24 protein-coding genes are annotated in these 22,275 nt (G+C 66.2%); 11 read left to right on the forward strand and 13 right to left on the reverse strand.

What is annotated here, in order from left to right; genetic code table 11:
• Positions 1-28 precede the first annotated feature (28 nt).
• Together BLW84_RS34510 and BLW84_RS34515 are read left to right on the forward strand one after the other, a co-directional pair.
• Complete coding sequence (locus BLW84_RS34510) at positions 29-1,219, forward strand: RtcB family protein (protein ID WP_093274236.1); 1,191 nt, start codon at positions 29-31, stop codon at positions 1,217-1,219.
• A 120-nt stretch (positions 1,220-1,339) separates the two neighbouring features.
• A complete protein-coding gene (locus BLW84_RS34515; protein WP_093274238.1) occupies positions 1,340-2,644 on the forward strand; it encodes an MFS transporter in 1,305 nt (434 codons plus the stop codon).
• 12 nt (positions 2,645-2,656) lie between these two features.
• Here the strand turns inward: BLW84_RS34515 and BLW84_RS34520 are convergent, their stop codons facing one another.
• Positions 2,657-3,532, reverse strand: a complete 876-nt coding sequence (locus BLW84_RS34520; RefSeq protein ID WP_093274241.1) for an alpha/beta fold hydrolase — start codon at positions 3,530-3,532, stop codon at positions 2,657-2,659.
• The gene (locus BLW84_RS34525) at positions 3,529-4,224 is read right to left on the reverse strand and encodes a TetR/AcrR family transcriptional regulator (protein WP_093274246.1); all 696 of its coding nucleotides are present in this window, start codon (positions 4,222-4,224) and stop codon (positions 3,529-3,531) included. The genes BLW84_RS34520 and BLW84_RS34525 overlap by 4 nt, the downstream gene beginning before the upstream one ends.
• A gap of 112 nt (positions 4,225-4,336) precedes the next feature.
• Here BLW84_RS34525 and BLW84_RS34530 point away from each other — a divergent pair, with 112 nt between their 5' ends.
• The 5 genes from BLW84_RS34530 (at position 4,337) to BLW84_RS34550 (ending at position 8,009) form a co-directional block, all read left to right on the forward strand.
• Positions 4,337-4,921: a GNAT family N-acetyltransferase gene (locus tag BLW84_RS34530; protein ID WP_218157591.1), complete on the forward strand. Its 585-nt coding sequence runs from the start codon at positions 4,337-4,339 to the stop codon at positions 4,919-4,921.
• Between the two features lie 559 nt (positions 4,922-5,480).
• Entirely contained in the window at positions 5,481-5,966 is a 486-nt protein-coding gene (locus BLW84_RS34535; RefSeq protein ID WP_093274249.1) for a hypothetical protein, read from the forward strand.
• Between the two features lie 101 nt (positions 5,967-6,067).
• Complete coding sequence (locus tag BLW84_RS34540) at positions 6,068-6,664, forward strand: class F sortase (RefSeq protein WP_093274253.1); 597 nt, start codon at positions 6,068-6,070, stop codon at positions 6,662-6,664.
• Between the two features lie 132 nt (positions 6,665-6,796).
• On the forward strand, positions 6,797-7,462 hold the full coding sequence (locus BLW84_RS34545; RefSeq protein ID WP_245761587.1) for a phosphoribosyltransferase: 666 nt from the start codon (positions 6,797-6,799) through the stop codon (positions 7,460-7,462).
• Positions 7,452-8,009, forward strand: coding sequence for a hypothetical protein (locus BLW84_RS34550; RefSeq protein WP_093274260.1), 558 nt, complete (start codon positions 7,452-7,454; stop codon positions 8,007-8,009). Before BLW84_RS34545 ends, BLW84_RS34550 begins: the two co-directional genes overlap by 11 nt.
• A 321-nt stretch (positions 8,010-8,330) precedes the next feature.
• On the opposite strand, the gene BLW84_RS34555 is transcribed toward BLW84_RS34550, so the two are convergent.
• The gene (locus BLW84_RS34555) at positions 8,331-9,614 is read right to left on the reverse strand and encodes an MFS transporter (protein ID WP_218157592.1); all 1,284 of its coding nucleotides are present in this window, start codon (positions 9,612-9,614) and stop codon (positions 8,331-8,333) included.
• A gap of 222 nt (positions 9,615-9,836) precedes the next feature.
• Between BLW84_RS34555 and BLW84_RS34560 the strand changes: the two genes are divergently transcribed.
• Positions 9,837-10,100, forward strand: a complete 264-nt coding sequence (locus BLW84_RS34560) for a GlsB/YeaQ/YmgE family stress response membrane protein (protein WP_093274271.1) — start codon at positions 9,837-9,839, stop codon at positions 10,098-10,100.
• Positions 10,101-10,116: 16 nt separating this feature from the next.
• Here BLW84_RS34560 and BLW84_RS34565 read toward each other — a convergent pair whose 3' ends face one another.
• Positions 10,117-10,515, reverse strand: coding sequence for a DUF6292 family protein (locus BLW84_RS34565; RefSeq protein WP_245761588.1), 399 nt, complete (start codon positions 10,513-10,515; stop codon positions 10,117-10,119).
• 161 nt (positions 10,516-10,676) lie between these two features.
• On the opposite strand from BLW84_RS34565, the gene BLW84_RS34570 reads away from it, so the two are divergent.
• From BLW84_RS34570 to BLW84_RS34580, 3 genes are all read left to right on the forward strand, one after another.
• Entirely contained in the window at positions 10,677-11,261 is a 585-nt protein-coding gene (locus tag BLW84_RS34570) for a DinB family protein (protein ID WP_093274276.1), read from the forward strand.
• A gap of 142 nt (positions 11,262-11,403) precedes the next feature.
• Positions 11,404-14,154 carry a sensor domain-containing protein gene (locus tag BLW84_RS34575; RefSeq protein WP_093274278.1) on the forward strand — a complete coding sequence of 917 codons (2,751 nt, stop codon included), beginning with the start codon at positions 11,404-11,406 and terminating at the stop codon, positions 14,152-14,154.
• A gap of 121 nt (positions 14,155-14,275) precedes the next feature.
• Positions 14,276-15,598 (forward strand): MFS transporter, encoded by a 1,323-nt coding sequence (locus tag BLW84_RS34580; RefSeq protein WP_093274380.1) that lies wholly within the window; start codon positions 14,276-14,278, stop codon positions 15,596-15,598.
• Between the two features lie 140 nt (positions 15,599-15,738).
• Here the strand turns inward: BLW84_RS34580 and BLW84_RS34585 are convergent, their stop codons facing one another.
• From BLW84_RS34585 to BLW84_RS47935, 9 genes are all read right to left on the reverse strand, one after another.
• Complete coding sequence (locus BLW84_RS34585; protein ID WP_093274281.1) at positions 15,739-15,933, reverse strand: helix-turn-helix domain-containing protein; 195 nt, start codon at positions 15,931-15,933, stop codon at positions 15,739-15,741.
• Positions 15,934-16,500: 567 nt separating this feature from the next.
• On the reverse strand, positions 16,501-17,091 hold the full coding sequence (locus BLW84_RS34590) for a hypothetical protein (protein ID WP_093274283.1): 591 nt from the start codon (positions 17,089-17,091) through the stop codon (positions 16,501-16,503).
• 122 nt (positions 17,092-17,213) lie between these two features.
• Positions 17,214-17,582: a hypothetical protein gene (locus tag BLW84_RS46665; RefSeq protein WP_143061199.1), complete on the reverse strand. Its 369-nt coding sequence runs from the start codon at positions 17,580-17,582 to the stop codon at positions 17,214-17,216.
• A 790-nt stretch (positions 17,583-18,372) separates the two neighbouring features.
• Positions 18,373-18,723 (reverse strand): hypothetical protein, encoded by a 351-nt coding sequence (locus BLW84_RS34595; RefSeq protein WP_093274285.1) that lies wholly within the window; start codon positions 18,721-18,723, stop codon positions 18,373-18,375.
• 3 nt (positions 18,724-18,726) lie between these two features.
• Positions 18,727-19,110: a Gp19/Gp15/Gp42 family protein gene (locus BLW84_RS34600; protein ID WP_093274287.1), complete on the reverse strand. Its 384-nt coding sequence runs from the start codon at positions 19,108-19,110 to the stop codon at positions 18,727-18,729.
• Between the two features lie 82 nt (positions 19,111-19,192).
• Positions 19,193-19,426, reverse strand: coding sequence for a helix-turn-helix domain-containing protein (locus BLW84_RS50500; RefSeq protein WP_093274289.1), 234 nt, complete (start codon positions 19,424-19,426; stop codon positions 19,193-19,195).
• A gap of 98 nt (positions 19,427-19,524) precedes the next feature.
• Positions 19,525-20,349 carry a phage major capsid protein gene (locus tag BLW84_RS34610; RefSeq protein WP_093274291.1) on the reverse strand — a complete coding sequence of 275 codons (825 nt, stop codon included), beginning with the start codon at positions 20,347-20,349 and terminating at the stop codon, positions 19,525-19,527.
• 227 nt (positions 20,350-20,576) lie between these two features.
• Positions 20,577-21,056, reverse strand: coding sequence for a hypothetical protein (locus BLW84_RS46670; RefSeq protein ID WP_143061200.1), 480 nt, complete (start codon positions 21,054-21,056; stop codon positions 20,577-20,579).
• A complete protein-coding gene (locus BLW84_RS47935; RefSeq protein ID WP_177226847.1) occupies positions 21,053-21,211 on the reverse strand; it encodes a hypothetical protein in 159 nt (52 codons plus the stop codon). The genes BLW84_RS46670 and BLW84_RS47935 overlap by 4 nt, the downstream gene beginning before the upstream one ends.
• Between the last annotated feature and the right edge of the window lie 1,064 nt (positions 21,212-22,275).

Consider the following 22,275-nt stretch of genomic DNA (forward strand, 5'->3'; position numbering starts at 1 on the left):
TCAAGCCGACCGGAAGTCAGGAAGAAAGATGTACGCGGCAGTCGAAGGCGCAAGGGTACCGATCCGGATGTGGGCCGACCCGCAGTCCGTGGAAGACGCCGCCATGCGGCAGTTGCACAACGTCGCCAACCTGCCGTGGGTGCACGGCCTCGCCGTGATGCCGGACGTGCACTACGGCAAGGGCGCCACCGTCGGCAGCGTGATCGCCATGCGCAACGCCGTGTCCCCTGCCGCGGTCGGCGTCGACATCGGCTGCGGGATGAGCGCGGTGCGCACGTCCCTGACGGCCGCCGACCTGCCGGACGACCTCGGCGTCCTGCGGCGGCGGATCGAATCGGCCGTGCCGGTCGGCTTCGCCATGCACCGCACGCCGGTGAACCCGGCGCGCGTGCCGGGCACCGGCGGGTGGCAGGATTTCTGGTCCGCCTTCGGCGACCTGCACCCGGGCGTGCAGGGCCTCCAGGACCGGGCGCGGGCGCAGATCGGCAGCCTCGGCGGCGGCAACCACTTCATCGAGGTCTGCCTCGAGCAGGGCGGGCCGGATGCCGACCGGGTGTGGCTGATGCTGCACTCCGGTTCCCGCGGCATCGGCAACGAGCTGGCGAAGCGGCACATCGACATTGCCCGGCGCCTCCCGCACAACGCGGACCTGCCGGACCCGGACCTCGCGGTGTTCGTCGCGGGCACCCCGGAGATGCAGGCGTACCGCCGGGACCTGTTCTGGGCGCAGGACTACGCGGCCCGCAACCGGGCCACGATGCTGGCGCTGGTGCAGCTCGCGGTGGCGGACACGGTGCCGGGCACCAGGTTCGACACGCCGATCTCCTGCCACCACAACTACGTGGCGGAGGAGCACTACGACGGCGTCGAGCTGCTGGTCACGCGCAAGGGCGCGATCCGGGCGGGCGCGGGTGATCTCGGCATCATCCCGGGCAGCATGGGCACCGGGTCCTACATCGTGCGAGGCCTCGGCAACGAGCGGTCGTTCGAGTCGGCCTCACACGGCGCGGGCCGGCGGATGTCGCGGACCAAGGCCCGCAAGACCTTCACCGCCGCGGACCTGGAGGCGCAGACCGCGGGCGTGGAATGCCGCAAGGACGACGGCGTGGTGGACGAGATCCCGGCCGCCTACAAGGACATCGAGTCGGTGGTCGCCGCGCAGACCGACCTGGTGGAGGTGGTCACCCACCTGAAGCAGGTCGTGTGCGTCAAGGGGTGAAACGACCGGGTGCCTCGGCGTCGCCGAGGCACCCGGCGTCCCCGAATCCGCTGGTGAACCGGGCGGTGGCCCGGATTCCGCCGAGTGGCCCGGGCGGCGGCGGGCTGGTCTGATCGTGTGATGGACGTGGCTGCGAATCCGGGCGTTGCGACCCGGTGGGACTGGCGTTCGGTGCTCTGCTGGGCGTTGTGGGGCTCGGGCTCGGCGGCGTTCAACACCGTGATCCTCACGTTCGTGTTCACCGTGTACCTGACCGGCTCGGTGGCCGACGACCCGCGAAGCGGCTCGGCGGCGCTCGGTGTCACGCTCACGATCGCCGGAGCGTGCATCGCGCTGGTGGCGCCGGTGACCGGGCTGCGAAGCGACGCTGGCGGGCGTCGCAAGAGGTGGCTGGCGGCGCACACCGCGCTCGTGGTGGCCTGCACCGCGGCGTTGTTCTTCGTCCAGGACGACTCGGCGTACCTGTTGCTCGGCCTGGTCCTGGTCGCCGCGGGCAGCGTTTTCGTGGAGTTCGCGGGCGTGAACTACAACGCGCTGCTGCTCCAGGTCTCGACGCCGGCGACGATCGGCCGGGTCTCCGGTTTCGGCTGGGCGATGGGCTATTTCGGCGGGCTGATCGCGCTGGCGGTCGTGCTGTTCGGCTTCGTGCAGCCCGAGGTCGGGCTGTTCGGCGTGACCTCGCAGGACGGGCTGAACATCCGTGCCGTGGCGCTGTTCGCGGCCGCGTGGTTCGCGGTGTTCGCGCTGCCGGTGCTCCTCGTCGTCCCGGAAGCACCCGCCCCCGCGAGCCGGATGCACCGGTCGTTCCTGGGCAGTTACCGGGAGCTGGGCCGGCGGATCGCGCGGATGTGGCGCAGCGACCGGCAGACGCTGGGTTTCCTGATTGCCAGCGCGCTCTACCGGGACGGCCTGGCCGCGATCTTCACGTTCGGCGGCGTGATCGCCGCGGGCACCTTCGGCTTCAGCCCCGGCGAGGTCGTGGTATTCGCCATCGCGGCGAACCTCCTCGCCGGGGCCAGCGCGTTCCTCGGCGGTCGCGCGGACGACCGGTTCGGCCCGAAACCCGTCATCGTCACGGCGCTGTCCGGCCTGGTCGTGGTGGGATCGGCGCTGGTGGTGCTGCCCGGCGAACCCGCTTTCTGGGTGTGCGGGCTGCTGCTCGCGGCCTTCCTGGGGCCGACCGAATCGGCCAGCCGGACCTTCCTCGCGCGCATCGCCACCCCCGGCCGCGAAGGCGAAGCGTTCGGCCTCTACGCCACGACCGGACGGGCCGTGAGCTTCCTCGGACCGCTGGCGTTCAGTGGCTTCATCGCGATCTTCGGCACTCAACGCGCGGGCATGGCCGGGATCGTCCTCATCCTGCTGATCGGACTACTGGCCATGCTGCCGGTCCGGGCGCCCGGAGCCACCGCCGACCGGTCCTGACGCGGAGACCGCTCACGGCTGGCCCTCGGCCAGGAATTCGGCGATGAGCCGGTGGAATTCGACGGGCCGGTCCAGCGGCAGCAGGTGCCCGGCACCGGATACCACCGCCGACCTGCCGCCCGGCGCCGCCGCGGCCGCCTGCCGGACCTCCCGATCACCGACGAGAGCATCGTCCGATCCGCGCAACCACAGGCTCGGCACGGCAAGCCGCCCCAGCTCCGGCAGGTAGTCCAGCCGCATGCCGAAGGGCCCGTAGGCGAGGATCTGCCAGTCGTCGAGCGCCTTTTCGCGATGGCGGGCCTTGGCCTGCGCCTCGGCGCGGGCGAGTTCGACGATCCGGTCGAAATCCTCGGTGGCCGCACCGGCGGCGAGACCGCGCACCATCGACCGGCGGATCACGGTGGCGGAGTTGGCCAGGTAGCGGCTCGACGCGCTCAGCAGGCCGGGCGTCCGCAGCGCCAACCAGGTGGCGAGTTGCGCCGGGCGCCGGGCGCCGATCCCGCCGGGCGCCGAGAAGACCGCGCGGGCAACGCGTTCCGGGTGGTGCAGGCTGAATCCGAGCGAGATGCCGCCGCCCATGGAATGCCCGACGAGGGAGACCCGTTCGATGCCCAGGTGGTCGAGCAGCTGATCCACGATGAGCTCGCACAACTCCTGGTCGACAGTCCGGTGCCACGGCCGGCTGCCGCCGTGCTTCGGCAGGTCGATCGCGTAGACGCGGTGCGTGCTGGCCAGCGCCGGGAGGACGCGATGCCAGAGCAGCTCGACGGTGTCGAGCATCGCTCCGTGCAGCAGCAGGACCGGTTCGCGTTCCTCGGAACCCGCGGCGTACAACCGCACCGGGCCGCCGGCGAGTTCGAGATCGGTGACGTTGGCGAAGCCGGTCATGACTGTCCCTCCTGGACGGTGCCGAGCTGCTCGGTCAGGCGACCGAGGAACAGCAAGTGGGCCTCGGTCGCGGCGGGTTCTCCCGCTGCCGCGGATTCCGGCGGGCGTTCCAGGCCCCGCTCGACGAAGGTGATCACCACATCCACCGCCGCCGCGAGCTGATCGCGTGTCAGCGGCCCGAGCATGGAGTTCGCCGACAGCAGGCCGATGGTGAACGACGAGAGCGCGAGGGAAACCGCCTCGGGCCGGGCATCGGTCACCAGCGATCCGGCCTCGTGGAGGGCTTCGACGTAGTCGGTGATCCAGGCGAAGCGCTGCCGGTACCGATCTCCGCCGACCGCGCGGGCGTGGGAGCCGAGAACGGCCTCGTCGTCGAGGAACGCGGCGGTCATCAGCGCGTCGTCGAGCAACGCCTCCAGCCCGAACCGGTAGACGGCGCTCAGGCCGACCGGCGCCGGTGCCGCGACGACGCGTTGGCGCACCCGCTCGACGAGGCGACGCATGCACCGGGCGAGCAGGGCGTCCATCAGCTCGTGCTTGCCGTCGAACTCGCGGTAGATCGCACCCTTGCCGATCCCCGCTTGGCGCGCGATCCGCTCGACGCTCACGCCGTCGAAACCGTCGCGGAGCACCAGATCCTCGGCGGCGTCGAGGATCGCGCCCACGCGGTTGGGGATCAGTGGTCGCGGCACGGGGCCACCTCCAGCTCGTAGTGACCGAAAAATGCTATTCAGTCACTATAGCGCGTCGCACGGCGCGGTTATTGGCTTGCCTTCCGGCTCGCGAACGCGAAAGGGTTGCCGCGTGGCTATCCGGTTCCCGCTGATGAGCGCCCGCCTGCAGGTCCGCCCGTTCCGGGCCGAAGATCACGCCGCGATCCACGCGGTCTACGGCGATCCCGAGGTGATGCGCTACGTCGCGTACGGGAACGCGGCCTCGGCGGCGGAGAGCGCGACGATGGTGAACGACTACATCCAGCACCAACGCTCGCACGGCTACGCGTTCTGGGCCGTGATCGAGCGCTCGACGGGTCACCTCATCGGCGACGCCGGCTTCGAGGCGCACGGGGACGGCGCGGAGTTCGGCTACACGCTGGCGCGCCGGCGGTGGGGACACGGCCTCGCCACTGAGGTCGGCCGCCTCTGCCTCGCCGCGGCGTTCGACCAGCTCCGCCTACCGGAGCTGACCGCGGTCGTCGACCCGCGGAACCCGGCATCGGCGCGCGTGCTCGACAAGCTCGGATTCCGGCTTCACGGCGAATGCGTCGAATACGACAGGCCCCACCACCGCTACCTGATCACGGCCGATACCTGGCGGCGCCGCACGCCGTCCGAGCAGCACCTTTCCGGCTTTTCTCGGCGCCCCCAGGAACATCCCCGCACAAATTGATCGAAAATTGATCGAAAATTGATCGCAAATATCCGGCAGAAATTCGATCACCTCAGATCAACAGCCTCGATCATTTTCTCAAAATCATTTCTCGATGACCTCGAAGAATTGATCTCCAAAGTGGCCAGATCACAATTGCGGGCGATCTGGCTAAATGGACGATCGTCACCTCGCGACGCAATCCAATGGTGACGATCTGTGACGACTCCCCCTAGTTTCGCGGCGTCGATCGACGACCAACGGGGTGATCGGAGCGCTACATCGGTGTCGATCTCACCTTGCGTGAAGAGTATTCTCCATTGGACATATCAACAGCACCCCGATCGTATGATCATGCATTGTTGCCGCTGCCAACCCGAATGACGGTGCTTACCGTTACGAATAGTCGCCTTCGGATCTAGCGGGGCGATCGGGGAAAAGATCTCGGATGCGGGATTCTCGCTCGAATGATCAAAGGGAGGCTCGAGTGTCCTCAACGCTTGTTCGCCTTGGCGGGATCGCCGCCTTTGTGTTGGGTACGTCGATCGGCCTGACACCTGTGGGGAACGCCGAAGGAAATATGGCGAAGCCACCGCTGGTGTCGGCCGACGACCGGTGCGAAAACTCGGAAGACTGCATGCAGCCGCCGGAGTGCAAACCCGAGGACTGCCTGAAGCCGCCGCCTTGCTTCGAGAACTGCCCACCGGAGGAGGTCCCGCCGCCAGTCGGGCAACCTGGCCTGCCTGCGGCACCGCCGCCTCCGCCGCCGCCTCCGCCGCCGGCCCAGCAGCCTGCAGCACCGCCGGCGCAGCGACCGGCGCAGCAGGCGCCGACCTCGGCCAAGCCGAAGCCGACGGCCAAGCCCGCCGTTCCGGCCAAGCCGCACATGCGGCCGCAGGTCGAGCAAAAGCCGGTGGGCGCCGTGCCGGCGGGCGGCGGAGCCACGGCACATGACGAGTCCGGTGCCGCCGGCCCGCTGCTGGCAGCCAGCGGTGCGGCGGCCGTCGCCCTGGCGGCCGGTGGCGCTTACGCCCTCCGTCGCCGGAGCGCCGAGTCCCGGCGCTGATCGGAACCGGGATGGTGGTGCGCGCTTCGAGGAGCGCGCACCACCATTCCCCGCGAAGGCCCGCGAACGGCGCGGGCACCGGAATCGGCGGAGGTGGGAGCATGAGGGCCGCATTGCTGGCCGCGTGGTGCATCTTGCTGGTCTCCGCGATCGGCTCGGCGGTTTTCGGCCCGGCGGACGCGGATTCCACGCCGCCGCCGACCGCGGTCGCCGGACCGGTCCAGCCCGGGCCGGCGACGGCAGCCCCGGGCGATCCCCACCCGATCGGGATCGCGATCCCGGCCATCCGGGTCGCATCGACACTCGTCCCGCTCGGCCTGAACGCGGACGGCACGGTGCAGGTTCCCCCGATCGAGAAACCCGCGCAGGCCGGCTGGTACGACGGCGGGCCCGGCGCCGGCGAGGTCGGCCCCTTCGTCGTGCTCGGCCACGTCGACTCCTACACCGAAGCCGGCGTGTTCTACCGGCTGCGCGACCTCCGTCCCGGTGACCAGATCCGGATCGACCGCCGGGACGGGTCGCGGGTCACCTACGTCGTCGACCGCGTCGAGCGGTTCGCCAAGGACCGGTTCCCGACCGAGGCCGTGTACGGCGACGTGGCGCGCCCCGAGATCCGGTTGATCACCTGCGGTGGGAGTTTCGACGAGACGCGCCGCAGCTACGAGGACAACCTGGTCGTGTTCGGCCACCTCGTCTGACCGTCGACCGGCGCGCACCCGAACCGATCCGGTCGCGATTCTGTTCGACGGAACTGGAGCCGCGGCCGAGTACCGATGGCCTCTATGTCCCCGGCTCTTGCCGGGCCATGCTCGGGCGGAGGGGGTACCACCGTGCCGTTCGAGAACCGCAGGGACGCCGGCCGCCGGCTCGCCGGGCAGTTGTTGCACCTCCGCGAGGCGGACGCCGTCGTGCTGGGGTTGCCGCGCGGTGGCGTGCCGGTGGCCTACGAGGTGGCGCGGGCGCTGCGGGCGCCGCTGGACGTGATCGTGGTCCGCAAGCTCGGCGTCCCCACCCATCCCGAGCTCGGCATGGGCGCCATCGGTGAAGGCGAAGTACGCATCATCAACGACGAGGTGCTGTGGAAGACCGGCGTCAGCGCGACGGAACTCGACGAGGTGGAACGGCGCGAGCGGGTCGAGCTCGACCGGCGCGCGAAGCTGTTCCGCGTCGACCGCAGGCGCGTGGACGTGGTCGGGCGGACGGCCATCGTGGTGGACGACGGAATCGCCACCGGTTCCACCGCGCACGCCGCCTGCCGCGTCGCGCGCGAGCAGGGCGCGGCCCGCGTGGTGCTGGCCGTGCCAGTGGCGCCGCCGCACGCGCTGGAGCGCCTGGAAGAGGTGACCGACGAGCAGGTCTGCCTGGAGACACCGGGCTGGTTCATGGCGATCGGCCAGTGGTATCGGGACTTCGCCCAGACCTCCGACGCCGAGGTCGTCGAGCTGCTCCACGAAACCGACCGGCCGCGCGACGGGGGGACCACCGATGACCGGTGACCACCACGCATGCTCGCGACGCGAATTCCTCGTCCTGGCCGCCGCCATCGCGGTGCCGCTGCCCGGATGCGCGCAGCAGGGCGAGCTAGGAGGGGTGCCGCCGTGGATGCTGACCCCGGACACGAAGACGGACCCGGACCTGGATCGGGACGTGCGGATCATCCACGAGCTCTTGGTCCACCACCAGGAGATCGCGCGGACGGTGGACGACTTCTCCTACGGGGTCCGGGCCACGACCACCAGCGCGAACCGGGACGTCGCCGCCAACCTCCGCACCCACGTCGAGCGGATGCGGTGGCGACTGGCGCGCGGCGACGCGATCCGCCAGCTCGACCCGCTGTTCGCGGAGCTCTTCAAGCACCACGCGCAGATCGACCTGCAGGTCGAACCCCTCCCCGACGGCGTGCGGGTCCTGGAGACGTCGTCGGATCCGCGGGTGGTCATGCTCCTCCGGCAGCACGCGGTGGCGGCGGTGTCGGAGTTCGCCGCCGAGGGAGTGGAGCGCGCCCTGCGCCCCACTCCCCTGCCACCCGGCTACTCGGCCTAGCGAACCGATCGCCTTCCGGGACGACGTCGAGCGAGCGGCCTGTTCACCTCGATGGACGAGGCGAACTCGCCGTTCAGTCCCGCTGATTCCGCGGGCTCGCGCCGCCTGTTTCGGCGCCGCGGAATGTCCTATTCGGACGCACTGAATGTTGTTGCAGAATAGGGAGAATCACCCTACGAACACTCCGCCGGGAACGTCTTCAGGCTCGACCAGGGTCGTTCGGCCGAGCGCTCGTTGTACCGGATTCCGCTCTCCGGGCTGTTCGCCCGCGGCGCCATGAAGGCGTGCATCGTGTCGCCGAACGCTTGGTCCTCGGCGAAGCTATCGCTGCCGGGACGCACCGGGGGCCGTGTTCGCTTGCTGCGCAGCAGCTTCCGCCGGAACCCGTTGGCCGCGGGCCGAATCGCTGTTCCGGCGCGGCAGCAGGAGCGGCGTGCCGAGGATGAGCACCCCGGCGATCGCGATGGCGATGCGGGGTCCGGTTGCGGCGGCGAGCAGCCCCCAGAGGAACGTCAGCGCCGAAACGGCGGCGCCGCTGCCGATCGACCACGCCGCCAAGGTCCGGGCGACGCTGCCGGAATCGATGTTCTCGAGGCGGAAGGTGGCGAGCACCGGGTTGAAGACGCCCATGCTCGTGATCAGGCCGAACTCGATCACGATGATGAGCAGCAGGCCCGGCGGGCCGGGCGGCACGAACGCCAGGCCCACCGGCCAGCACACGGCCACCGTGCCCGCGACGAGCATGACCCGGTGCTGCCCGAACCTCGCGACCAGGGGCCTCGCCAGCCGCGACCCGACCAGGCCGCCGATGCACGGCACGCCGAAGGCCAGGCCGTACTGCCACGGCGCGTAGCCCAGGTCGCGGAGGAGCAAAACCGCGAGCAGCGGCACTGGGGCCATGATCAGCCCCTTCACCAGGCTTTGGTTGAAGAACAACCGCCGCAACGGGGGATGCCGGAAGATGCAGCGCCAGCCCTCGACGACGTCGCCGACGCGGAACCTCGATGCGCGCCGCTCCGGCGGTCGCTCGCGGCCGCTGATCGCGCGGATCCCGAGCGCGGAGAGCAGGTAGCTGGCGGCGTTGAGCACGACTGTAGTCACGGGGCCGAACGCGCCGATGGCGAACCCGCCCAGCGGCGGGCCGATCGCGGTCGCCGTCCACGTCGTGGACTCGAACCTGCCGTTGGCGGCCAGCAGGTCGTCGGGCCGGACCAGCGCCTTGAGGCACGCGCCGCTCGCCGCGGTGAACAGGATGTTGGCGGCCGCCACCAGCACGGACACGACGACCAGCTGCGCGAAGGTCAGCACGCCGAACGCGTGGGCCGCCGGCACGGACATCAGCACCGCGAACCGGACCAGATCCATCGCGATCATGACCGGCCGCTTCCGGTGGAACTCCACCCACGGACCGAGCGGCACCGCGAGGACCGCGCCGACCGCCAGGCCCGCGGCCGCCAGCGCGGACACCTGCGTCGTGCTGCTGTGCAGCACGAGGACGGCGATGAGCGGGAACGCGTCGAGCGCGAGCCACGTCCCCGCCGTGCTGACCGCGTACGCCGCCCACAACCAGCCGAAATCCCGCCCCAACGATGCACCGCGCTGCAACACCGCCGCCTCCGAAAACCGCGTGCCGACCGCAGCGATCAAACCGCTTGGCAGCGGCCGCGGTGCAACCGGTACCCCCGGACCGCCACGACGGGTATGCATGCGTCCTCATAGGACGATCTGGCGGAGCTCGATGACGTACCCGAAAGACCCGTGCATGCGATGCCCGCGCGCGGGGAACTCCTCTGCCGGACGGTCGACCGAGCTCAGGAGGACGCCGTCATGGGTATTCTCAGCTGGATTCTGTTCGGGCTGATCGCCGGGGCGATCGCCAAGTTCATCCTCCCGGGCCGCGATCCCGGCGGGATCATCGTGACCATCGTGATCGGAATCGTCGGTGGGTTGCTCGGCGGGTGGATCGCGACCGGTGTTGCCGGTGGTGCGGGAGTCACCGGATTCAACCTGATGAGCTTCGTCTGGGCCGTCATCGGCTCGGTGATCCTCCTGCTGATCTACCGGCTGGTCTTCCACCGCACGCGCGCTTGACCGCGCCCGGCCGAGGTCAGGCGGCGAACCGGGCGAGGCGGTCTTCGAGGTCGTCGACCGCGTTGGGCAGGCGGAACGACGGCGGCTGGAGCATGCCGGGATTGCGGCCGTCGACCGCCTCCTGCAGGAAGTCCCGCACCAGCCCCGGCTCGGGCAGGATGTCCTCGCCCATGAACTCGATGGCCGTGGTGTCCCCCCAGCCGTCGGTCTCCACCCGCAGTGCCCAGCCGCTGACCTCGTCCCAGGTCAGCAGCAGTGGGCAGTCCACGAGGGTGGGCACCTTCGAGTGCACGAGGATGATCGCCGTGGCCAACCCGCTCTCGAGGTCCACGTCGACCTCGTAGACGTCGTCGCCGAGGTCGCCCGCCACCGTGCGGACGTAGTTGATCAGTCCACCTGCCGCCGGACTCGTCATCTCCATGGTTTCCCCCCGAACCAGAACAGCGCTCCGCTGTTGTCCTGGGGTAACCGGGCCGCCGACGCCGCAGACCGCCCGATGGCATGAATTCGACCCGCGTCGATCTAGCGACGCGATGCGCGGCGGTCCATTACCGCTGTGGCACTACTCTTTCCGGCATGGCCGGGCCGAAAGCGGATTCGCACGCCTACCTGCGCTACGCGCGCGAAGCGCTGCTGTGGAAGCTCGACGGACTGCCGGAGTACGACGTGCGCAGGCCGCTGACGCCGACCGGCACCAACCTGCTGGGACTGGTCAAACACCTGACCGGCTGCGAGGTGGGGTACTTCGGCGACACCTTCGGACGGCCGTTCGACGATCCGCCCGGCTGGCTGACCGAGGATGAGGATCCCAACGTGGACATGTGGGCGACCCCGGACGAATCGCGCGAGGAGATCATCGGGCTGTACCTGCGGGCGTGCGCGCATTCCGACGCCACGATCGACGAGCTGCCGCTGGACGCGGGCGCCACCGTGCGGCACTGGCCGGCCGACCGGAACCAGGTGACGTTGCACCAGGTCCTGGTGCACATGATCGCCGAAACCCACCGGCACGCCGGTCACGCCGACATCGTCCGGGAGCTCATCGACGGATCCGCCGGGCTGCGCCTGGGCAACGACAACATGGCGCCGGGCGACCGGGCGTGGTGGCAGGCCCACTGGAACCGGGTCGAAAGCTCGCCCCGGCAAGCGGGACGGGCCTGACACCGCACCCCTTCGAAGCGCTCCCCCGCCGCCGCGATGGTTGGTGGTCGGCGGTTCCGGGAACTGCTAGGTCGGGTGCGGCCACGACAAGCGCAGCCCATGCCGTGTGTGCGGGTGGGCGGGTCTCTTCTTTGGACGGATCATGACGATCGATCCTGGGGGCGGGCCGAGCAGTGCGGGCCTTGGCGGCGAGTTGCTGGACCTCGCGCTGTCCGCACACGGCGCGATCGGCTGGCGATTCGACTTCGCCGACCGCAAGATCACCTGGATGCCCGGTATGGACGTGCTGCTGGACATGCCGGGCGCGACCGACGAGGCCGTCCGCGACCGGCTGACCGAGCTCATCGAGCCGTGGGCGGCGGCGGCCGACCCGCCCGCCTGGCCGCAGGACATCGACCTGGAACAGCCGATCATCACCGCGCAGGGCGAGACCCGGCTGCTGCACCTGCGCGCCCGCGCGTTCGGCGACCGGCGCACCGGCGGCCTCATCGGCCTGATGCGGGAGGTGACCGGCCTGCACCGGGACCGGCAGGCCCTGGAGGACCTCGCCGGCCGCTACCGGCTGCTCGCCGAGCTCAGCCCCGATGCGATCTGCGTGCACCAGGACGGGATCATCAAGTACGCCAACCCAGCGATGAGCAGCATCCTCGGCGCCGAATCCTGCGAGTGGCTCCTCGGGCGGCGGGTCACGGACTTCATGGCCCCGCAGTCGGTCGTCGAGATGCGCAAGCGGCTGAAGATGCTGACGGCGGACGGCACGGCGATGCCCCGAACCCACGCCCATCTGCAGCGCGTGGACGGCACCGCAGTCCCGGTGGAGGTGGTGGCGGTGCACACCACTTGGGACGGGCGTCCGGCGGTGCAGGTCATCGGGCGCGACATCACCACGCAGAAGACCGCCGAAGCCGCGCTGCGCTACCAGGCGGCGCTGGTGCAGCACGTCAACAACGCCATCATCGCGACCAGCCGCGAGGGCGTGGTCACCAGCTGGAACCCGGCCGCCGAAACCGTGTACGGCGTGCCCGCAGAGCAGGCGTTGGGGCGGCACGTCGAGGCGCTCGTCGGCGCGCCGCTGCGGCCCGAGGCCCTGGTCGCCGAGGGCGGGGTCACCGAGGCAGTGCACCGGCACCGGGACGGCACCTCCCTCGTGGTCCGGATCTCGGCCGCGGAGATGGACTCCGGTTTCGTGCTGGTGTGCGCCGACGAGACCGCGCGCCGGCAGGCCGAGCAGGACTTCGCGACCGTCGTCGCGGCGCTGGACGAGGGCGTCATCGTGGTGGGCTCGACGGGCACCATCGAGGCGGTGAACCCGGCCGCCGAGCGCATCGCCGCCTCGAGCGCGGCCGAAATCATCGGCACCTCGCCCGGGTCCTGGCCGCTGTTCGACGAGGCCGGGACGCCGATGCGGCCGGACGAACACCCGGCGATGGTGACGCGGCGAACCGGCAAGCAGCAGAACTCGCGGGTGATCCGCTTCACCCGCGCCGACGGCCGCAACACGTGGTTGGCGGTCACCGCGCGGTCGCTGAACCCGCAGGACAGCCCGCCGCACAAGGTCGTCATCTCCTTCAGCGACATCACCGAGAGCCGGGCCGCCAGGGAGCGCCTGGAGTACGAGGCCACTCACGATCCGCTGACCGGTCTGGCCAACCGGACGCTGGTGCTGCGCCACCTCGGGGCCGCGCGGCGGCGAACGCTCCCGATGGCCGTGCTGTTCATCGACCTGGACAACTTCAAGCGGATCAACGATTCCCTCGGCCACGGCGTCGGCGACGAGGTGCTGCGGATCGCCGGGAACCGGTTGGTGCGCGCGACGCCTGGGGAGGCGCTGGTCGGCCGGCTCGGCGGCGACGAGTTCGTGATCCTAGTGCACTGCGAGGGCAGTCATGCCGTGCTCCGCAGGCTCAGCGAGCGGCTGCTCGCCGCCCTCACCGAGCCCATCCACGTGCAGGGCCGGCAGCTGCACGTCAACGGCAGCATCGGCGTGGTGCTGGCCGGACCGGACGACACCCGGTCCGCTCAGGACCTCCTGCGCGACGCCGACGTCGCGATGTACAAGGCCAAGGCGCACGGCGGCGGGCGCTGCACGTTCTTCGACGTCGACCTGCGCAAGCGCGTGCAGCGGCACATGGTCCTGGAGCAGGACCTGCGCCACGCCGTGCGGCGCGGGCAGCTCTGGGTGGCCTACCAACCGGTCGTGGACCTGCGCACTGAACGCACGGTCTCCGTCGAGGGGCTGCTCCGGTGGTGGCATCCACTGCACGGGGCGGTTTCGCCGGGCGAGTTCATCCCGCTGGCCGAGGAGAGCGACCTGATCAATCCCATCGGCGCGCACATGCTGCGCGAGGCGACCAGCCGGGTCGCCGCGGCGCGCGAGCGCCACGACCTCGATCTGCACCTCAACGCGAACCTTTCGCCGCGCCAGCTGGAAGATCCCGAGCTGCAGGACCACGTGCAGCAGGCTCTCGCCGAATCCGGGCTGCCGTCCCACGCGCTGTGCCTGGAGATCACCGAGAACGCGATCATGCAGGATCCCGAAGCCGCGACGCGCGTCCTGACAGCGTTGCGCGAACTGGGCATCGGCCTGGCGATCGACGACTTCGGCACCGGCTACTCCTCGCTGGCACAGCTGCGCCAGCTGCCGCTGGACATCGTCAAGATCGACCGGACGTTCATCACCGACCTCGGTTCCTCCGACGAGCTGGAGGTCATCGTCGCGGGCATCGTCGCCATGGCCCACGCGATCGGCCTCGGCGTGGTGGCGGAGGGCATCGAGACGGCCGCCCAGCTCGCCATCATCCGCGACCTCGGCTGCGACCAGGGACAGGGCTACTACCTGGGCAAACCCGCCCCGATGGACTGGCTGTTCCCGCGGACGGCCGGTCGGCGGTGAGCACCGGCGATCCGGGGTCGACCATCCGGATGCTTTTCGGCGCGGTTGTCGCGCGTACCGGGCGACCAGCGGGTTTCGACTGGCTGCGGCCGGGGCCTGCTGGTCTGATCGTGCCGTGGGCATGACCGCGAATACCCCGCCCGCAGCTCATCGGGACGTGCGCGGGGTGATCAGCTGGGCGCTGTGGGACTGGGGTTCCGCAGCGTTCAACACCGTGATCTTGACGTTCGTGTTCACGGTGTACCTGACCGAGAGCGTCGCCGCCGATCCGAAGAGCGGCTCGGAATCGCTCGGCCTCGCGCTCACGATCTCGGGCGTGTGCATCGCGCTGGTGGCGCCGGTGACGGGGCAGCGCAGCGACGCCGGCGGGCGCCGCAAGCTGTGGCTGGCGGTGCACACCGCGCTCGTGGTGGCCAGCACGGCCGGGCTGTTCTTCGTCCGGGACGATCCGGGGTACCTGCTGCTGGGCCTCGTGCTGATCTCGGTGGGCAGCGTGTTCTCCGAGTTCGCCACGGTGAACTACAACGCGATGCTGCTCCAGGTCTCGACGCCCGCGACGATCGGCCGCATCTCCGGTTTCGGCTGGGGCCTGGGCTACTTCGGTGGGCTGATCGCGCTGGTGATCGTGCTGATCGGCTTCGTGCAGCCCGAGGTCGGGCTGTTCGGCGTGACCGCACTGGACGGGCTGAACATCCGCGTCGTGGCGCTGTTCGCGGCCGCGTGGTTCGCGGTGTTCGCGCTGCCGCTGTTCTTCTTCGTGCCCGAGGCCGAATCCTCCGGCGAGCCGCTGCGCCGCGCGATCTTCAGCAGTTACGTCGTGCTGGGAAAGCGGCTGGCCCGGATGTGGCGCACCGAGCGGCGGACGCTGGGTTTCCTGGTCGCCAGCGCGCTCTACCGGGATGGCCTGGCCGCCATCTTCACCTTCGGCGGCGTGATCGCCGCGGGCACCTTCGGCTTCACCGCCACCGAGGTGGTGGTCTTCGCGATCACGGCGAACCTCGTCGCCGGGCTCGGCGCGTTCCTGGGCGGTCGGGCGGACGACCGGTTCGGCCCGAAGACCGTCATCATGGCGTCGCTGATCGGGCTGGTCGTGGTGGGCGGAGCGCTGGTCGCGGTGCCCGGCAAACCGGCCTTCTGGGTGGGCGGGCTGCTGCTGGCGATCTTCCTGGGGCCGACCCAGTCGGCCAGCCGGACCTTCCTCGCGCGCATCGCCACCCCGGGCCGGGAGGGCGAGGTGTTCGGCCTCTACGCCACCACCGGTCGGGCCGTGAGCTTCCTCGGACCGCTGGCGTTCAGCGGCTTCATCTCCTTCTTCGGCACCCAGCGCGCGGGGATGGGCGGCATCGTCCTGATCCTGCTGATCGGGCTGCTGGCGATGCTGCCCGTGGCGGCGCCCGATCACTCCGGCAACTCCGACGACCTGGCGACCACCGACGCCCCGTGACCTCGTTTCAGATGGCGCGTAGGCACGTGTGCGACGTGGCCGGCGGGGACGCAGGGCGGCGATTTCGCGTACACGGTTACCGGTTTTACACGCAAGCCCGGTGGGGGCTGACTCACCGCCAGGTGGACCAGCTAGCCCCCTCAGCTCTCCCTCTGCCGCTTGGCGTGCTCCCGGAGCTGCCGCTTGGAGTCCTCTAGGTCAAACCGTGCTTGACCGCCAGGCGTGAACAGCTCAGGGACCAAGATCCCAGCCTGCACGTAGCGAGTGATCGAACGTCGCGAGAGTCCTAGCTCATCTGCGAGCTGAGACGACGTGAGCAGCTTCGGCCTGGGCATACGCCAATCGTGTCTCGGTTGTCCTTCGTTGGCTCGGTTCCTGGCTCAGTCGCGCTAACATGGCTCACATGTCTCAGTTGGCCCAGTCGGGCAACCCGTTCGACGTGGTGCTAGTCGAGGGCCGACGTTGGTACGTGTGCCCGATCGGCGGGCCGACGTGTGGCCGGACGCTTGCCGACACAGGGCAAATGGCTATCGATGCGATGGAGGTGCACGTGCGGTACTCGCACGCGGTCACTGCGTCGTGCCCTTGCTGCGGTAAAGCTGCCTGACACACGAAAAGCCCCTCTCGATGGCCGGAGGGAGCTTGTTCAGCTAGGACCCAAGCAGGTCCAAGTGGAAGCCGACGACAACGAGCACGAACCCCGTTAGTCGTCCGACTCTCCCGGTGGTGGAAGTTTCCCGGCTTTCTGCTTCTCGTGAAAATCCGACAGGATCTCCCATAGAATCCGGGCTACTTCGGGCGTCAATGGTGGCGGTTCATCGGGAAGTTTCACGGTTATCTCGTTTTCTGCCATAGCGGCACTCTAGGCTCTGAAACGCTGTTAGAAGAGTCGCCCGATACGGTCACGAGCCGAGTAGGTCCAGGTGGAAGCCGATGACTACGAGCAAAAATGCACACCACCGCCCCAAGTGCACATGCTGATCTGCTTCGAATATTTTCGCAACGCACCACAAGACGAACCTCAGAGCAGCACGGGCTACATACGCCCCCAATGCAACGTGGGCCGCATACGCCACGAATGCAATGATTATAATTACAGGGACATAGATAATCTTGAAGTGCAATACTTCCAGACCGGCAAGCGAAGACGCTATAGCGTCTTGCAGCCCTAACGAGCCCGATAGGAAGAAGGTGCACAAGACGAAACTAAACTGATACACGTCAAGAGCTAGGGCTGCCACAAAATTAAGGCCACCCCCCTTGTAAGTCCAAGTATAGAAAAGGTCGGGGCCTATTTTAATTCTCGTTGAGATCCTCCTCATTCGTTCAGGTCCAATTAAGTCGAGCACGACGACGAGACCGCCTACAAACTGGAGGTACTTCCCAAAGCGTGCCCAGTAGAGCATCCGCCAGCCGTACATGGTGAAGTCCTCAAGCTTCTTCCCCGACCACCACTGTCCAACGGCTTCCCAAAAACCAAGGTCTTGCACCACCCCAGCACCTCCCAGTCCGGAGTCCTGACTCTATCGCAGTGATCAAGAGCTCAGTACTACTCGGGAAACACGAAAGCCCCTCGGAAGGCGTTAGAGTCCATTCGAGGGGGCTTCTCATGCGTTCAAGCGGCTTTCACAGTGCCTAAAAACCGCTTCAAAAGAGCGTAGGCAGCCCTGGTATCCGCCATGTTCCGGTCGTACGCAGCATGGCACTTCCGGCACTGCGGGTAGTACATCTCAGGGTTGGGGGAGTAGTACATCATCACGCCGTGGCCGTTATCCCCGTACATTACATCCGGGCAGCATCCGGAATAGCTCCACTCCCGTGCTTGCTGACCGCAGTACACGCAAGGGTATTCGAATGCCTTGCCGAACCGCTCCCGCACACGAACGTGTGCCTGCTGATAGGTAATGTCTACCTTCCGATAGATGCCCTTGTTGTGGCCTGTCTCGACGTAGTTTTCCCAGCTAGCAGGGTCAACGTAGGGCATTTCGCATTTCTTCTGGACACGCTCAGCCTTGGCCTTGTTTCGTGCGCGCCCCAGGCGTACTGGATACCTGCGTTCGTCATAAGCGCGCTTTCGTTCCGGATTGTCGGCGGCCCATTTAGACGCAGCTTGACGGTTGCACGGCTTGCAATACGAGTGCAAGCCATCGGCGTTATCTCGCTTCCGGCCAAACTCGCTAACGGGTTTCAATTGCTCACACTTACGACAGGTTTTCACTGAACCATACCTCTCCGATGGATAGTTATGCAGTCTTCGGGAGTCGAAAAGCCCCCTCAGACTTTTATGCGTCGAATGATTCTGCGGAGGCTCTATACGACCCGTTCTAGCTAGCCCACGGGAGGGGATACCCCCGTGGGTGGTTATGCACTCCAGTGAATGCGAGAATCCAACCGGCGAATACGCCGCTGCAAATCCCGCAACCCAGCGTGCAGTAAAGCTGCACGCGCTACCCAGTAAGCAGCAGCCACTAGCCACGCGGTAGCCCAAACCAGCACACAAACCGAAAGCACAGCCATTACTCAGCCCTGCTAACCCACTGTGCAGCCTCGTGCACTGCCACACACGCAGCGAGTAATGCGTTAGCCGTGTCTCCTGTAGCGTTGTCCCGCATTGTCTCTAGTCTGCGGGTTAGCCGGTGCAGGTCGTAGCAGACCTGCGAGCAATACGCGGTGTTCTTCCAAACCTCGCGGGTGCAACCCGCACGCTTACACTCGATCATTTCCGTAACCTCCCGTGTTCTCTACCTCGGTTTCATGGCCATTTACACACGTCATTAGTTCCTTCGCATTAGGTATTCGATACGGGTGGTTCGCTTCGAACCCTGGAAACGTTGGGGACGCCCGAAGATGTTGTGCCTACGGCCTTCCCACTCGATCACAGACGACGGTCCTAGTTCCTGGAAGTCTTTGGGAAGCCTGAGCCGATAGATTTCCTCGGTGTTGTAACCCATGTCGAAATTCTCAGCGTTACGGCTGCTGGTGCCGCTTTGAGCGGCCAGCTGGACCATTGCCGGGGTCTCGATACCGACAGGGCTCGGACGGGTCATGATGTTCCCGTCCTCGTCTTCCCAAGTTTCCTCGGGATGAACGGTCACTACGGCGTTGTACTTATCGAGCAGACTCATGTCTTAACCTCCGTGAGAGAACGGGAGACGGGTGGTCAAATGCGATGTGTTGATGTACGGAGCGATCGAATAAATGCTGCCCCTGAAACCCAGCAAGTTCCACTCACGCGGAAGAACTTCGAGCTTGCCGGAGGCAACTTCATTGCTCAGCGAGTAGCCATACGTTCCATCGGTCTCTTGCCGGATGCCCTCAGGGTTCTTGATAAGCCGTAGAACCATCTCCGATTCGACCAGACGCAACGCGTCTTGGTCAGCTTCTTCGATTTTCACACGCTGGCTCAGCAGCAACTCAGCGTCGCCTAGACGCGTGGTCACCGTTGCCTGCTCTGTTTCGTCAAGCTCACGTCCTAGACGGACCTGGACATCTTCGTAGGTTGCGATACTCATTATTTCCGCCCCTTGTCTTTGTTGGCAATCAATACGACCCTGCGGGGTCGCTCTGAACCTGCGTTCCGATTCTTACGTGGCATTAGCGGAATTCCTCTCTGATTAGTTCCCGGACTTCCACGCCAAGCACACGGGCGAGCTTGATAAGCCGTCTGGGGCTTGGTGTTCGTTCACCTTTGGCGTAGTAGTTCACTGACGAATTCGACCAGCCCATATGCTCAGCGAATCCTGAGCGAGTCAGGTTGTTGTCTGTGAGGTAGTTACGCAGCAAAGCTGCGATGGTGTCCGGATCACCCGGACCAAACGAATTCCACATTGCGTGATTTTCACTCCTTGTGTGTTGGGAAAGCACAAAGAAAAACCCCGGATATCCGCGCGTTGGGGAACGGGCATCCGGGGAGTCTCAATCAGTTCTTACGCAGCGTCGTACAGCCGCACGATTCCGGCAGGCAGCTGGAAACCGAAACCAACGCGCATGGTGCCGCGCACCTGAACCGAGTCGTAATCGAACACGGCGTGATCCGAGACAACCACGCTCGTACCCTGGCGGACCACGTAGTGAATCTGAGTGCGGTCAAGAGCCCACGCAACGGTAGCCGCATCCACGTCGGCAGAGACCAGCACCGGACGGCCGTAGATACGCATTCCGCCTTCCACGATTTCAACCAGGTTGCGGTTAGAACCGGTCTGCTCCTTGAGCTTGCTCACGGCCTGAGCGGTATCGGGGCTAACCACAAAGTGGCTGATCTCCGAGCCGTTCTCAAGACCAACGAACACGGCATCCACGAATGTGTCAAGGTTAGTCAGAGACGCCCCGGTGTCAACGGTGCTGTACGCCTGAGTACCAATCGGCGTCGGGCCGTTGGTGACGGCAGTCAAGCTGAAGAAAGCCGCGTCCACCTTCTTGGCAATCGACCGGCCCAGCGAGTTACCAACCAGGTTGGCAACATCCGGGTTCGAGTCGTTCACAGCCTCATTCGAAAGCTGAGTCAGGCCAGCGACCTTGCGGGGAGTCACAACAAGCTCGGACAGACCAGGGTCATCCGCAGTGATCTGCGCACCTTCCGCAGTCCACGCAGTGTCAGGGTCGGCAGTCAACAGCGGGAAAGCAACGGTGGTACCCGCGATACCGAGACGCGAGGAAACCTGAGCCGCAATCGACTTGGCTTCAACCACGTTGTCAAGCAACGGTCCGTACTGCTCAGGGAAAAACGCAGTGGTGCTAGTGGCAACAGCCATGATGAATTACATCCTTTGGGAGAAAAAGATTAATGGGTGAACCGAGCAACCACGGGTTGCTTGGGGAATGGCCCACGGGGCCTAGAAAGCCCACTCAAGGAACCGCCACGGGCAGTACTCCGAGAGGGAAGTTTGTTGTAATCCTCTGACCTGGGGTTATGATCTTCACGATCCAGGCCGGCGGCGACGTTTCCGCTGGTCAGAGGACTATGATCAGTCCACAGTAATCAACGCTCGAAAAGACCAGACCAGGACGGACCGTTACTTGGTTCTTCGGTGCCCTTGTTCAGTGAACGATCGGTGAATCGAGTCGGGTTTTTCCGCAGGCCGGGACGGTCACTGATCAGCTGTTCGGATGCTTCCCGAACCGCGTCAAGGTTCACGGTTCCGTCGGTGTTCAGGTAGTCAGCCACGTTGGTCTCCGTAAGAGCGAACAAGTCGGACGGCACGCTGAGCGTTCCGCTAGCGGCCTGGTAAATCGCCTCACGTTGGAAACCCTCAAGCTGCGTGCTCAGAGCCTCTAGACGGCTCTCAGCCTCTCGGAGCTGCAAGCGGTAACGCTTGGCTTCCTGCGCGGACTTGTTCTTAACGTCTGAATCGGCCTGAGCATCGTTCTCAGTTTCAGGGCTGGACTCCGTGCCCATCATGGGTGAAAGTCCGCCAGTGGCCATCTCAGGGCCGTTTACGGGCATCTCTGGGGTGGTCACTTGGAATCACCACCCGTGGTGACGTTGGTCAGCATCTCAACAGCCGCCCGGATCACCTTGCGTTCGTTCCGGAGCTTGGCGCACTCCGCGCGTAGCTTGCGGATCTCTCCTTGCCAATACAACGGAAGGTCTGCAAACGGGGTTTCTTCATTCATGGTTTGGATCTCCTGTATCCGAACACGAAAAAACCCCGGCCCCATCAAGGGTAACCGGGGTTCTCTATTAGCCGACCCGAATCAGGGAGTAGGACCTGATTCGGAGTCTCCCGTGGAATGGCTACAGACCACGGGAAGTCTAAAAGGGGGGAAGACGAGAGTGGGGCTAGACCGTCTGGCCGCCGATTTCCGACCGGCGGCGCTCACTCTCTTACCTTCCCTGCCTTAACAAAGGTGTCTCTCTCAAAAACACCTCTCAATAATATCTAGGTGTTACGAACAGTTTGTTGCCGTATTCTGTGGACTGCATGTGGCGAACGCCACACTTGTTCTCTCCGTATACGGGCATGAAAAAAGCCGCCCCGTAGGGCGGCTGATCTCAGCGAAAGTTCCTGCTTCCCTTGGGCCTGCCTCGCTTGCCCGGTTCCGGTACTGGTCTGCCTAGCTTGCGGTAGTTCTCGTCTCGTCTGGCGTTCTGCTTGACACGGTGCTTGCGCATCCGTTCTGCTGCTGCCCCGGAATCGGCCCTAGAACGCTCGCTGCGGCACGAATCGCAGTAGGTGGGCCATCTGCCTACCTGGTGATTCTTACCTTGCGGAAATCGTCTCTCAGCGGTTACCAGGTTCATACAGTCCGGATCTCCACAGGAGTTGACGTACAACCGGTGGGACCACCCACCGGTTACCCACAGGTCGGGTACGTCATGGCCGGTTGGATAACCGGCCCTGTACTTCCACTGGATGACGTGACCACCGTTGTCGGTGGTCCACTCCTTAACCTCAATCACGGTTCTAATCCTTGCGGTAGGGGTGTCCCAAATTGGGACACCAACACTCTTCTTACGCACACTCCGTGTGCTTCATTTGGATGGGAGATAACCCCACCAACAGCCGCCGATTTCTCGGCGGCTTGTACAACCTTGGTTGTGCCACCCCTACGGGTGGCCTCAACTCAACCAACCTTCGATCAGCCTTCCGGCTGACCTTGGTCCTTTTACTTCATTAGTTTCTACTTGCTCTTTTTAGTTAGTCCTTTACATTGGTGTTCATTTTGAACACAGGTTG

Origin of the sequence: Saccharopolyspora shandongensis, from assembly GCF_900106995.1 — a bacterium.
In the GTDB taxonomy this organism is placed as follows: Bacteria; Actinomycetota; Actinomycetes; order Mycobacteriales; family Pseudonocardiaceae; genus Saccharopolyspora; species Saccharopolyspora shandongensis.

Coding starts and splice junctions, on each gene's coding strand:
- BLW84_RS34520 (WP_093274241.1), bottom strand. CDS start 3,532: ATGACCGGCTTCGCCAACGTCACCGATCTCGAACTCGCCGGCGGCCCG.
- BLW84_RS34515 (WP_093274238.1), top strand. CDS start 1,340: ATGGACGTGGCTGCGAATCCGGGCGTTGCGACCCGGTGGGACTGGCGT.
- BLW84_RS34570 (WP_093274276.1), top strand. CDS start 10,677: ATGGCCGGGCCGAAAGCGGATTCGCACGCCTACCTGCGCTACGCGCGC.
- BLW84_RS47935 (WP_177226847.1), bottom strand. CDS start 21,211: ATGAATGAAGAAACCCCGTTTGCAGACCTTCCGTTGTATTGGCAAGGA.
- BLW84_RS50500 (WP_093274289.1), bottom strand. CDS start 19,426: ATGTGGAATTCGTTTGGTCCGGGTGATCCGGACACCATCGCAGCTTTG.
- BLW84_RS34585 (WP_093274281.1), bottom strand. CDS start 15,933: ATGCCCAGGCCGAAGCTGCTCACGTCGTCTCAGCTCGCAGATGAGCTA.
- BLW84_RS34540 (WP_093274253.1), top strand. CDS start 6,068: ATGAGGGCCGCATTGCTGGCCGCGTGGTGCATCTTGCTGGTCTCCGCG.
- BLW84_RS34600 (WP_093274287.1), bottom strand. CDS start 19,110: ATGAGTATCGCAACCTACGAAGATGTCCAGGTCCGTCTAGGACGTGAG.
- BLW84_RS34560 (WP_093274271.1), top strand. CDS start 9,837: ATGGGTATTCTCAGCTGGATTCTGTTCGGGCTGATCGCCGGGGCGATC.
- BLW84_RS34565 (WP_245761588.1), bottom strand. CDS start 10,515: ATGACGAGTCCGGCGGCAGGTGGACTGATCAACTACGTCCGCACGGTG.
- BLW84_RS34580 (WP_093274380.1), top strand. CDS start 14,276: ATGACCGCGAATACCCCGCCCGCAGCTCATCGGGACGTGCGCGGGGTG.
- BLW84_RS34550 (WP_093274260.1), top strand. CDS start 7,452: ATGACCGGTGACCACCACGCATGCTCGCGACGCGAATTCCTCGTCCTG.
- BLW84_RS34595 (WP_093274285.1), bottom strand. CDS start 18,723: ATGAGTCTGCTCGATAAGTACAACGCCGTAGTGACCGTTCATCCCGAG.
- BLW84_RS46665 (WP_143061199.1), bottom strand. CDS start 17,582: ATGCCCTACGTTGACCCTGCTAGCTGGGAAAACTACGTCGAGACAGGC.
- BLW84_RS34510 (WP_093274236.1), top strand. CDS start 29: ATGTACGCGGCAGTCGAAGGCGCAAGGGTACCGATCCGGATGTGGGCC.
- BLW84_RS34575 (WP_093274278.1), top strand. CDS start 11,404: ATGACGATCGATCCTGGGGGCGGGCCGAGCAGTGCGGGCCTTGGCGGC.
- BLW84_RS34535 (WP_093274249.1), top strand. CDS start 5,481: ATGGCGAAGCCACCGCTGGTGTCGGCCGACGACCGGTGCGAAAACTCG.
- BLW84_RS34610 (WP_093274291.1), bottom strand. CDS start 20,349: ATGGCTGTTGCCACTAGCACCACTGCGTTTTTCCCTGAGCAGTACGGA.